Source organism: Rhodococcus sp. WY5 (assembly GCF_018588185.1).
Taxonomy (GTDB): domain Bacteria; phylum Actinomycetota; class Actinomycetes; order Mycobacteriales; family Mycobacteriaceae; genus Rhodococcus_F; species Rhodococcus_F qingshengii.
In genome coordinates this window covers 5,048,333-5,060,355 of sequence record NZ_JAAMPR010000001.1, presented here as the reverse complement: position 1 = coordinate 5,060,355, position 12,023 = coordinate 5,048,333, and the positions used below count along the sequence as shown (strand labels likewise).

General features: G+C 64.9%; 7 protein-coding genes. 5 read left to right on the top strand and 2 right to left on the bottom strand.

Annotated features, from left to right (window positions below):
• Positions 1-4 precede the first annotated feature (4 nt).
• Together G4D79_RS23330 and G4D79_RS23325 are read left to right on the top strand one after the other, a co-directional pair.
• Positions 5-3,367 (top strand): ATP-dependent DNA helicase, encoded by a 3,363-nt coding sequence (locus tag G4D79_RS23330; protein WP_214514435.1) that lies wholly within the window; start codon positions 5-7, stop codon positions 3,365-3,367.
• Positions 3,368-6,760, top strand: coding sequence for an ATP-dependent DNA helicase (locus tag G4D79_RS23325; RefSeq protein WP_073512807.1), 3,393 nt, complete (start codon positions 3,368-3,370; stop codon positions 6,758-6,760).
• Here G4D79_RS23325 and G4D79_RS23320 read toward each other — a convergent pair.
• On the bottom strand, positions 6,757-7,158 hold the full coding sequence (locus G4D79_RS23320; RefSeq protein ID WP_003942341.1) for a hypothetical protein: 402 nt from the start codon (positions 7,156-7,158) through the stop codon (positions 6,757-6,759). The two genes, G4D79_RS23325 and G4D79_RS23320, sit on opposite strands and share 4 nt — an antisense overlap.
• A gap of 156 nt (positions 7,159-7,314) precedes the next feature.
• On the opposite strand from G4D79_RS23320, the gene G4D79_RS23315 reads away from it, so the two are divergent.
• The gene (locus tag G4D79_RS23315; RefSeq protein ID WP_003942296.1) at positions 7,315-8,382 is read left to right on the top strand and encodes a TrkA family potassium uptake protein; all 1,068 of its coding nucleotides are present in this window, start codon (positions 7,315-7,317) and stop codon (positions 8,380-8,382) included.
• 38 nt (positions 8,383-8,420) lie between these two features.
• Positions 8,421-9,320: an NAD(+) diphosphatase gene (gene nudC, locus G4D79_RS23310; RefSeq protein ID WP_214514434.1), complete on the top strand. Its 900-nt coding sequence runs from the start codon at positions 8,421-8,423 to the stop codon at positions 9,318-9,320.
• 14 nt (positions 9,321-9,334) lie between these two features.
• Here the strand turns inward: nudC and G4D79_RS23305 are convergent, their stop codons facing one another.
• Positions 9,335-9,592 carry a mycoredoxin gene (locus G4D79_RS23305; protein WP_003942350.1) on the bottom strand — a complete coding sequence of 86 codons (258 nt, stop codon included), beginning with the start codon at positions 9,590-9,592 and terminating at the stop codon, positions 9,335-9,337.
• 103 nt (positions 9,593-9,695) lie between these two features.
• Here G4D79_RS23305 and G4D79_RS23300 point away from each other — a divergent pair, with 103 nt between their 5' ends.
• Entirely contained in the window at positions 9,696-11,834 is a 2,139-nt protein-coding gene (locus G4D79_RS23300) for an ATP-dependent DNA helicase UvrD2 (RefSeq protein ID WP_214514433.1), read from the top strand.
• Positions 11,835-12,023: the final 189 nt, after the last annotated feature.

Here is a 12,023-nt window from a genome sequence, read left to right as displayed (position 1 = left end):
CTGGGTGAGTGAGACGGCAACACGCAGCAAGGTCACCATCCCGCGGGCGCGGTTGGTGCACCGAACTGCGCCGTCTCCGATACCCCGAACGTGGGACGAAGGGACGGCCCGGCTGTTCGCGCCGCCGTCCGAGGATCCGTTCCAACTCGCGTTCGGCCCTGTTTCATTCGGCTCGGGGGCCGCCTGGAGTCCCTGGCAGGTACTCGGCAGCCCCGGAACCGGCAAGACGTCCCTTCTGGTGGATCTGGCAGTGCAGAAGATCTCCGGTGGCGAAGATCCTGAATCGGTCCTGGTGCTCACCGAGTCGCGCCGGGCAGCGACGCAGGTCCGCGAGCAGATCACGGCCGGGTTGCTCGGGTACGAACAAGAACGCGGACCGCAGGCAACTCGTGAGCCGTTGGTCCGCACCGTTCACTCGTACGCCTTTGCCGTACTCCGGCTTCAAGCCGCAGCGCACGGCAACGCGCCGCCACGCCTGATCACCGGCGCCGAGCAGGACTCGGTGCTCCGAGAGATGTTGCGCGGCGACATAGAAGACGGTGCGCTCCGGTGGCCGGAGCGCCTGCGACCCGCATTGGGTTTGAACGGCTTTGCCGTCGAACTTCGAGATCTGATGCTGCGAGCGAACGAGCGCGGACTCGGTCCCGAAGATCTGGTCAAGCTCGGCAAGAAGCGTGGCCGTCCGGAGTGGGTGGCGGCCGGGCGGTTCGCCGAGGCCTACGAGCAAGGCGTGCTGCTACGCGGCAGTGTCGGTGTCGAGGCTCCGGAGGCGACGGCGCCGGCACTCGACGCGGCCGAGTTGATCGGTGCGGCATTGACCGCGTTCGCCACCGATCCCGAATTGCTTCGCTCCGAGCGCGCTCGGATCCGGCACCTACTCGTCGACGACGCACAACATCTGGATCCGCAGGCGGCGCAGCTGGTTCGGCTGATCGGAACCGCAACTGCGGGCACGGTCATCGCCGGTGATCCCGATCAGTCGGTCTTCGGGTTCCGCGGTGCGGATTCGGCGTTCCTACTCGGACTCGCCGAGCGCGGAGACGAGCGCCAGATCGTCCTGCCCACCACGTTTCGCAACAACGCCGACGTCGCGTCGATCGCGGCCAAGATCGCTGCGCGGCTGCCCGGCAACCTTGCTCATCGCATCGCGGTTCCATCCGATCTCACCGATGAGGACCCGGGGCGGGCGTCGGTGCGGGTTCTCGGTACGACGGCCAAAGAAGCGGCAGTCGTCGCAGATACCTTGCGCCGGGCGCATCTGCTGGACGGGATTGCTTGGTCCGAGATGGCCGTCATCGTGCGGTCGGTGCCGCGTACTCTCGCCCCTCTCCGGCGAGCCCTGCTCGCGGCCGGGGTACCCGTCACGACCGCTGCCACCGAATTGCCGCTGGCCAGGCAACACGGAGTGTCCGGCCTGCTGCTGGTCCTTCGGGCGCTCGGCGGCGATCAGTTCACCGGCGACGACGCGCTTACCCTGATAGCCGGTCCCATCGGCGGCGCCGAGCCGGTCACCCTGCGCCGGTTGCGTCGTGGCCTGCGCCGGGTCGAGTTGGCATCGGGAAGTGATCGGGACTCCTCGGAGTTGTTGCGGCTCATTCTGATCGACGAGGATCGTGCGCAGTCCAAGCGCCTCATGGGCAAGTTGACAGACGTCGAAGCTGCGGCACTCAATCGCGTGCTGTCGGTCCTTCGCAAGGCCCGAGTGCCTCTCGAGCGAGGTCTCGGGGTCGAAGAAGTTCTGTGGGCAGCATGGCAGGCGACGGGGCTGGAACGACGCTGGGCGGCTGCGTCGGCGCGCGGCGGACCTATCGGCTCACAGGCCGATCGAGACCTCGACGCAGTCGTCGCACTTTTCGACGCGGCCGCCAACTACGTCGACCGGTTGCCGCGTTCGCAACTCGCCGGTTTCGTCGACTACTTGACCAGCCAGGAGATACCGACCGACTCGCGGAGCCGGTCGGTCATCACTCCCGACGCCGTCACCGTGGTCAGCGCTCACGCCGCGGCGGGTCGCGAATGGGCGGTCGTGGCGGTGGCGGGTGTGCAGGAGGGGCTCTGGCCGAGTTTGCGGGCACGCGGATCGCTACTGCGTACCGAAGCGCTGATCGACCTGGTCAACGGAGTCTCCGACGGCAGTGACTCGGCTGCCGAACGACTCTCGCGAACCGCACCGCTTCTGGCCGAAGAACGCAGGTTGTTCCTGGTTGCCTGTAGCCGTGCTCGTCGCCGTCTGCTGATCACCGCAGTCGAATCGGCTTCGGGGGACACCGACTTGGTGCCTTCGCGGTTCGTGGACGAATTGATCCGTGGTGACGCGTACTCGGACGATCCGTCCTCCGATCTCGACGTCGTTGCACCCGAGACCGGGGATACCCGGGTTCTGTCGCTGCCTGCACTGGTCGCACAGCTTCGCAGCGTCGTGTGTGATCCCGACATCGCGCATTTCGACCCCGAGAAGCATTCCCGGGCCGCTCGCCAGTTGGCACGTCTGGCTGCTGCCGGGGTACGCGGCGCGCACCCGGATCAGTGGTACGGCACAGCCGAGCCGAGTACCGCTGCTCCCATGTGGCAGCCCGAGGACGGACCGGTTTCACTATCGCCGTCCACCATCGAGCTTCTCGAAACATGCCCTCTCCGATGGGTGTTCGAGCGTCATGGCGGCAGCGACGGAGACAACACTCATGCGATCGCCGGTACGCTGGTCCATACCTTGGTGCAGGCATTGGCCGGCCGGATTCCACCGGATCAGGTCGAGAAGGCACTCGAAAATGCCTGGGAATCCATCGATCTGGGATCGCAGTGGTACTCGCGCCGCGAACTCAATCGAACTCGGGAGATGCTGGCGACGTTCACCGCCTGGATGAACGCAACTCGCGGTGAACTGACCGAAGTCGGCGTCGAGGTCGCGGTCGAGGGGGTCCTCGAACCACGTGAGGAGGGAGCGCCTGCGGTCAAGCTTCGTGGCCGGATCGACCGGCTCGAGCGCGACACCGAAGGCCGTCCGGTGGTTGTCGACGTCAAGACTGCGCGAAACCCTGTCAGCAACGAGGCCGCGCAATCTCACGCGCAGTTGGCGGCGTACCAGGTCGCAGCGGCCGAAGGTGCGATTGCCGGCGAACCGGCCACACAACCCGGCGGTGCACGCCTGGTATTCGTGGCCAAGTCCAACAAGAAAGACGGTGCGGCGCAGCGAGTTCAGCCGCCGCTGACGGCCGAAGCCGTCGAGATGTGGCGAGACGTCATCCATAACGCAGCGGCAGCGACCCAAGGGCCGCAGTATCTGGCCAGGGTCAACGACGGATGTAGACATTGCCCGGTGCGCTCGAGTTGCCCGGCACACGACGAGGGACGACAGGTGAGTAACTAAGTGGCTGCCGCGACGCAGAAGGCACGCCGACCGAAGATCGATCCTGTCGACCTGGCGGTCGCGCTCGGTCAACACCCGCCGACGCCGGAACAGGCGGCAGTCATCGCCGCACCGCTCGGTCCGACATTGGTCGTCGCCGGTGCCGGTGCCGGTAAGACCGAGACGATGGCTGCTCGCGTCGTGTGGCTGGTGGCCAACGGCTTCGTCGATCCCGAGGCCGTTCTCGGATTGACCTTCACGCGCAAAGCGGCACAACAGCTCACGTCGCGAATCCGCAAGCGCTTGGCGCGACTGGCGGGTTCGGACGTTTTGCGGGCACTCGACCCGACCGGCGGAGTGCGTTCCCGGATTCTGGCCGGGGAACCCGAAGTCAGTACCTACCATGCTTACGCGGGACGGTTGCTGTCCGAGCACGGACTGCTGTTGCCGATCGAACCCTCGGCGACGCTGTTGTCCGAGACCGAACTGTGGCAGGTTGCGCACCGCGTCGTGAGCGGCTGGGACAGTGATCTGGACACCGACAAGAATCCGGGGTCCATCACCGAAACCGTTCTGGCCCTTGCCGGTCAGTTGGCGGAGCACCTGGTCGACCCCGAGCAGTTGCTCGAGGCTCACACCGAGTTGGACAAGCTGATTCATACTCTGCCCGCCGGTCCGAAACAGCGGGGTGGGCCGAGCAAAGAGCTGTTGAATTACCTTGATGTGCAACACAAACGCATCGAGCTACTGCCCCTCGTTGCCCGGCTGGGTGAGACGCTGCGGCGTGAAGGCGCATTGGATTTCGGCAGCCAGATGTCGCTGTCGGCCCGTGTCGCCTCCGAACATCCCGAGGTCGGGCAAACCGAGCGTGAGCGCTTTCGGGTAGTTCTTCTCGACGAGTACCAGGACACCGGTCACGCTCAGCGAGTGTTGTTGTCCTCGTTGTTCGGTGGGGGAGCCGACGGCCGGTTGGCGCTGACAGCCGTCGGCGATCCGATGCAGTCGATCTACGGTTGGCGAGGCGCGTCGGCGGCCAACCTGCCACGGTTTGCAACCGACTTCCCGCTTGCCAACGGAAAGCCGGCTCCGACACTCGAACTGCTCACCAGTTGGCGTAACCCGCCGGAGGCTCTCGAATTGGCAAACCTGTCGTCCGCACCGTTGCGCCGACGCGGTGTGGCCGTCAGCACACTTCGTGCGCGGCCGGGAGCCGTCGCCGGAGACGTTCGACTGGCGCTGCTGGGAGACGTCGAACAGGAACGTCAGTGGGTTGCGGAGAAGATCGCCGAAGAGTACGAGGCGGCACGTGCCGAAGACCGCCCGACGCCCACGGCAGCGGTGTTGATCCGCCGCAACGCCGATGCTGCCCCGCTGGCCGAGGCTTTGCGGTCCAAGGGTCTGCCAGTCGAAGTGGTCGGACTCGGTGGGCTCCTGCACACACCCGAGGTGGCGGACGTGATCGCCATGCTCCGAGTGGTCGCCGATCCGCTGGCGGGTAGCGCCGCCGTTCGGCTGCTCACCGGAGCGAGATGGCAGATCGGCGCGAAGGACCTCGCCGCACTCTCGCAACGCTCTCGCGAACTTGCCATCTCCGCCGGATACGGAACAGCGGGTGCGGTCACCGACGCCGAGGCGCTCACCTCGGCAGTTCAGGACGCGCTGCCGGGGGAGAACGCCGAGCAAGCAGGATTGGTCGATTCGATCTCCGATCCAGGCCCGGCAGAACGCTATTCAGCTCTCGGGTACACACGCATCAACGCGATAGCGGCAGAATTGGCGTCGTTGCGCGAACGTATCGGCCAGCCGCTCACCGAACTGGTGGCGGAGGTCGAGCGGGTGCTCGGTATCGGAATCGAGGCAGGCGCGCGAACTCGAGTCGGTGTCGTCGGGACCGCGGGCCGCGAGCATCTCGACGCATTTGCCGACGTCGTCGCCAATTACGCGACGCGTCCAACAGCCAATCTGCCCGGGATGCTCGCATTCTTCGCGGCCGCCGAACAGATCGAAAAGGGCCTCACTCCGGGCGAAGTGGAGGTGGCGCCGGATCGCGTGCAGATCTTGACCGTGCACTCGGCGAAGGGGCTCGAATGGGAAGTAGTGGCGATCCCGCATGTCAGCGACGGGGTGTTCCCCTCGTCCACCGCGTCCGGATCGTGGCTCGGGGCGCTCGCCGAACTGCCACCGTCGTTGCGTGGTGACCGGGCGGTCGACGCGGATTCGGCCGACGGAGTTCCGGTGCTCGACCTCGAGGAGCTGTACAACCGCAAGGACCTCGAGAACGCGATCACGGCGCACAAGAAGGCCTTGTCCAACCGTCGACTGGACGAGGACCGGCGACTGTTCTACGTCGCGCTGACCAGAACCGAACGGGCGCTGTTCATCTCGGCGCATCACTGGGCGGAATCCGGTTCGGAACCGAAGGGGCCTTCGGAGTTCCTGGACGAGCTGCATCAGATGGTCACGGCCGAAAACGATGCCGGTGAAGAAGACTCACGCGGTGCGATCGGCGTCGTGGAGGAATGGGCGCCTGCACCGGAACCCGACACCGAGAACCCGTTGGCCTCCACACCCCGTACGGCGCAGTGGCCGCCCGACCCGCTGGGTGCGCGTCGCGGCGCGGTCGAGGCCGGAGCCGCGAGCGTCCTGTCCGCACTTGCATCGCTGCCGCAAGACAGCAAAGAGACGGAAGAACCGGAGGACGATCCGGAGAACTGGGCCTCGGACGTCGACGTTCTCCTGGCCGAGCGCGAAGCCCGGGCAAACGCGCGTGCCGAAGTGATTCTCCCGGCGCAGCTTTCGGTGACTCAGCTCGTCGACCTCAAGGCAGATCCGGATGAACTCGCGGCACGGCTGCGTAGACCACTGCCGTACCCACCGAACCCGCTCGCTCGGCGCGGCACGGCTTTTCACGCCTGGATCGAGCGAAGGTTCGGTGCGACCCGACTGTTGGATCTCGACGAACTACCCGGCGCCGCGGATACCGGCGCGGGTCCCGAGACCGATCTGGTGAAACTTCAGGATGCGTTCCTGCGGTCCCCGTGGGCCAATCGCAGCCCGATCGAAGTGGAAGTTCCTTTCGAAACATCCATTGCCGGAACGGTTCTGCGGGGTCGCATCGACGCTGTGTTCGCCGATCCCGACGGCGGATGGACGGTGATCGACTGGAAGACCGGTGCCGAACCGTCGGCCGCCAACGAGGACGCTGTTGTGATGCAGTTGGCCGCGTATCGGGTGGCCTGGGCCGAATTGATGTCAGCCAGAGCCCGTTCGGCGGGGCGCAACGAACAGTTTCCGGCCGACAAGGTCCGGGCGGCGTTTCACTACGTTCGATCGGGTCGCACCATCGCACCCGAGAACCTGCCGGACGGTGAGGCTCTCGCTCGCCTCATCCGAACGGCAGGCGCGCAAGATTAGCTTGCGTTTCGACGAGCCTTGAGTGCTTCGGTCACCAGCGGAACCTGCAGGGGAAGACGTGCGATCGAACCGATCTTCTGCGGTGTGGACGTCTTCGGGCTTCGGCACCAGTCGATCGCCATCTGGATGTTGGCGGGGAACACGGCGACAAAGAGCGCGGCGGCAAGGCCCGCGCCGAGCTTGCGGGTCTTCGGCACGGCCAAGGCAGCGCCGATCGCCAGTTCCGCGACGCCGGACACCTGGGTGTAGGTGCGGGCCTGTCCGGGAAGCTGGCGGGGAACGGTGCTGTCGAAGAAGGAAGGCGCCACGAAATGCATGGTGCCGGCGCCGAGAAGGAGGGCCGACAAACGAAGAGCGGCCGCTTGGCTGGGAGTGGACGTCGAACCGGTGAAAGGCATTTGCCCAGCCTGCCTCACGGTGGACCTTCTTGCCACTACCGGCGCCACGACCCGCGCGCTATTCGGCGCCCGAGTTCCGAAGTCGATCTTCGAGGGTTACGCTGCCTGCCGATGTCCGTGTAGGTATTTCGTAAGTTCGAGTGAGAGAGTCGATGTATGGCCGGTAAGCTCCGGGCGCGTTTGACCAGGTCGGAAGCATTGACCGATCAGCCTGACTTCGCCCTTGTCGGGGTGCTGCGCATTCCCCAGCTACAGACAAGTCCGGCGCGGGCCATCTACAAGCGAGTTCTCATCGCGTTGGGTGCTCTCGGCGCCGCCGTGTTGATCGTGTACATCGATCGCGCGGGATACCGGGACGCACAGGACAACGAGCTGTCGCTGCTCGACTGCATTTACTATGCGACGGTTTCGCTCTCGACCACCGGCTACGGAGATATCACTCCGTTCACGCCGTCGGCGCGCCTGGTCAACGTCCTGTTGATCACGCCACTTCGGATCTTCTTCTTGATCGTGTTGGTCGGAACCACACTTTCAGCTCTGACCGAGAGCTCGCGTCAGGCGTTCAAAATTCAGCGTTGGAGGCAGCACGTGCGTAATCACACCGTCGTCGTCGGATACGGGACCAAGGGGCGGACGGCAATCGAAGCAATGCTCGGTGACGGTGTACCGGCGTCGGAGATCGTGGTCGTGGACACCGATCAGACCGTCCTCGATTCGGCGGCGAGCAAGGGCCTGGTGACGGTGTTCGGTTCGGCGACGAAATCGGACGTACTTCGGTTGGCAGGTGCGCAGAATGCGTCGTCGATCATCGTGGCAACCAACCGTGACGACACCGCAGTGCTCGTGACGCTGACAGCCCGCGAAATCGCGCCGAAAGCCAAGATCGCCGCAGCCATCCGTGAAGCCGACAACGCGCATCTTCTGCGTCAGTCCGGCGCAGACTCCGTCGTCGTGTCCTCGGAGACGGCGGGTCGACTCCTCGGCATCGCGACCACGACGCCGACCGTCGTGGAGATGATCGAAGACCTGCTGACTCCGGAGGCCGGATTCGCGATTGCCGAGCGTGCCGTCGAGCGCGACGAGGTCGGCGGCTCTCCGCGTCATCTCTCCGACATCGTGCTCGGGGTCGTTCGCGACGGCCGTCTGGTTCGCGTCGGTTCGCCCGAGGTGGACGCCGTCGAGGAGAACGATCGACTGCTCTACATTCGCCGCGTCACGAACTGAGTGTTACCGAGCTTCGTGCGCGCAGTAATGTCGTGAGCGTGAACGACTTCCAGCTGACCGAAACACCTCTGCTCTCACGCTCGAGCGTCGGCCGCGCCGAGGAATTGCGGTCGGACGCCGCTGCACTGACGACGGGTTGGGCGGACGCACTGCTCCTCCGTGTGAATTCACGGGGTCAGGTCAAGGTGTCGCCGGAAGGTCAATTGGTCTTCGCCGAGGCAACCGAGTTGGGGCCCGAACCGGTGCGCGGCGCGGTCTTCCTGGGAATTCGGGAGAATCGCCACGTCTGGGCGGTGCGGGTGTCGCTGCTGGCGGGCACTTTGTCTGAATTGCGGATGCTCGGCGGAACACTCGACGACGCGGACGCCGGTTTGTTGACCGGTGCCGTCGCGATTCTCAACTGGCACGACAGTGCCGGATTCAGCGCTATCGACGGCGCACCGAGTGAACCCACGATGTCCGGCTGGTCACGCATTTCCACGTCCACCGGCCACGAGGAGTTTCCCCGAACGGATCCGGCGGTCATCTGCCTGGTGCACGACGGCGGCGATCGAGTTCTACTCGCGCGTCAACCGACCTGGCCGCAGCGCCGTTTCTCGATTCTCGCGGGATTCGTCGAGGCCGGGGAGTCACTCGAAACGTGTGTTGCCCGCGAGATCAAGGAAGAAGTCGGTATCGACGTGCACAGCGTTCGATACCTCGGGAGCCAGCCTTGGCCGTTCCCTCGCTCGGTGATGTTGGGCTTCGCCGCAATCGGCGACCCCGCCGCTCCGCTGCTGTTCGCGGACGGCGAGATCGCCGAGGGCACCTGGTTCACGAAGGACGAGGTGCGCGCCGCTCTCGAACTCGGCGACTGGGGTTCGGAAGCGGACGCGCCACTGCTGCTGCCCGGGTCGATCTCCATCGCTCGCGGAATGCTCGAGAGCTGGGTCAAGTAGCAGCCGGAGAAGGTCTACAGACCCAGAGCCTGCTTGACCTGGTTGAGCGACGGGTTGGTCGCAACGCTGCCGTCGCCGTACTTCACGGTCGGAACGACGTGATTGCCACCGTTGACGCTGCCGACGAAATCGGCTGCTGCCGGATCGTTCTCGATGTCGATCTCGGTGTACTCGATCCCCGACGCGTTGAGCTGCGTCTTGAGGCGACGGCAGTAGCCGCACCACGTGGTCGAGTAGATGGTCAGGGCAGGCGCATTTTCGGTAGAAGTCACGGCCGATATAACACCACGACCGAGAGCGTTGTTCCGTATCGGCCCGTGTTCTCTTGCCCACATACCGTCGGGCGCGGCGAATGGAGTGTCGGAACGTCCTGCCATGATGGTCCCCATGCCTGCGGACACTGGACTGGATCCAGAACAATCGGCCGCCGTGCTCGCGCCACGCGGCCCGGTATGTGTCCTCGCGGGCGCTGGAACAGGCAAAACCCGCACCATCACGCGCCGGATCGCTCATCTGGTTGCCGACGGTCACGTGTCGGCCGGTCAGGTGCTTGCCGTGACGTTCACCGCTCGTGCGGCCGGGGAAATGCGTGGACGTCTCCGTGAGCTGGGCGTCGGCGGGAGTGGGCCGCAGGTGCAGGCTCGAACTTTTCACGCTGCTGCTCTCCGTCAACTGAAGTACTTCTGGCCGCAGGTTGTCGGCGACACGCCGTGGCGTCTGCTGGACCGAAAGTTCGCCGTTGTCAGCAGTGCCGCAGCCCGGGTGGGATTGTCCACCAGCACGGAAAGCGTCCGCGACCTCGCCAGTGAAATCGAGTGGTCGAAGGCGTCGCTGATCGCGCCGGAGGATTACCCACGCGCGATCGCCAAGATTCGCCGTGAGGCACCGGTCGATGCCACCAACGTGGCCCAGGTGTATGCCGCATACGAAGAGCTGAAAGCACGCGGCCAGGACGGCATGCTGCTTGATTTCGACGATCTCCTACTGCACACGGCGGCAGCTCTCGAAGAGCATTCGACAGTCGCCGACGAGTTCCGCGAGCGGTATCGCTGCTTCGTCGTGGACGAGTATCAGGACGTCACCCCACTGCAGCAGCGTGTGCTCGACGCCTGGCTGGGCGACCGAGACGATCTGACCGTGGTGGGCGATGCGAATCAGACCATCTACTCCTTCACCGGAGCCACCCCCAACTATCTGTTGGACTTCTCCCGGAAATTCCCCGAAGCGACCGTCGTTCGGCTCGAACGGGATTACCGCTCCACCCCTGAGGTCGTGTCGTTGGCGAACCGCGTGATCGGTGCCGCGCGCGGGCGGATCGCCGGGACGCGTCTGCAGCTGATCGGGCAACGCGCGCCGGGGCCTGAGCCGGAGTTCATGGAGTTCGACGACGAGCCGGCCGAAGCACTCGGCGTTGCGCGGGCGATCAAACGGCTGATCGCGGCAGGCACCCCTGCGGCCGAGATCGCTGTTCTGTACCGGATCAATGCTCAGTCGGAGGCGCACGAGCAGGCCCTGACGAAGCTGGGCATTCCGTTCCAGGTGCGCGGTGGAGAGGGCTTCTTCACTCGCACCGAGGTACGTCAGGCGGTGGCAGCGCTGCGTCAGGCAGCTGGACGCGACGACCTCCCCGAAGGTGCAGACAACGGCGAAGCGCTGGTCTCACTCGTCCGCGCTGTGCTCGCGCCGCTCGGCCTGACCAACGAAGAGCCTTCGGGTACTCAGGCACGCGAGCGCTGGGCGTCGCTCTCGGCTCTCGTGGCGCTCACCGAAGAACAACTTGTCCACGAACCTGAACTGACGCTCACCGGGCTTCTACAGGAGCTCACGGCCCGAGCCGAGGCGCGGCACCCACCGACCGTGCAAGGTGTGACGCTGGCCTCCCTCCACGCGGCCAAGGGACTCGAATGGGATGCGGTGTTCCTGGTCGGCCTCAACGACGGCACCCTGCCGATCCAGCACGTTCTCGGCGACGCCAATTCGGGCGCCGACGACGTCGCGGTGGAGGAGGAGCGTCGGCTTCTGTACGTGGGTGTTACCCGCGCCCGCGAGCATCTGCAGCTGTCTTGGGCATTGGCCCGCAATGAGGGTGGACGCAAGTCCCGTCGCCGGTCGAGGTTCCTCAACGGGCTCATCCCCGAGGACTCACCGGCTTCGCGCGTTGCCGCGCCGTCGTCGGGGAACAAGAAGCGTCCGCGCTGCCGCGTCTGCGGCAAACCGTTGATCGGGACGTCGGCGACAATGCTCGGGCGCTGCGAAAAATGCCCGTCCAATGTCGACCTGGAATTGCTCGAGCACCTCAAGGCCTGGCGTCTGGACAAGTCCCGAGAACTCAAAGTTCCGGCCTATGTCGTCTTCAGTGACAACACATTGATGGCTATTGCCGAACAACGACCACAAGACAATCGTGGACTGGTTTCGATCCCTGGAATCGGGCCGAAGAAACTCGACAACTTCGGGGAAGACGTACTAGCTGTCATTCGTGGTGAACTGCGAGCGGCAACACTCGATATCTGACAACACATCCGAATCGACAACGGTGAGTTACATAACCGCAGGTCAAAAATAGGTTGTGCAGATTCGGCAGATTCTCTACTCTGGTTTTCAGTGTTACGGGGCAACCTGTGCGCAGAAACTATCCGGACCGACACGAAATGGAGGTGGCAAAAAAATGACGAACTTGATCTCTTACGAAGCGTGCGCAAG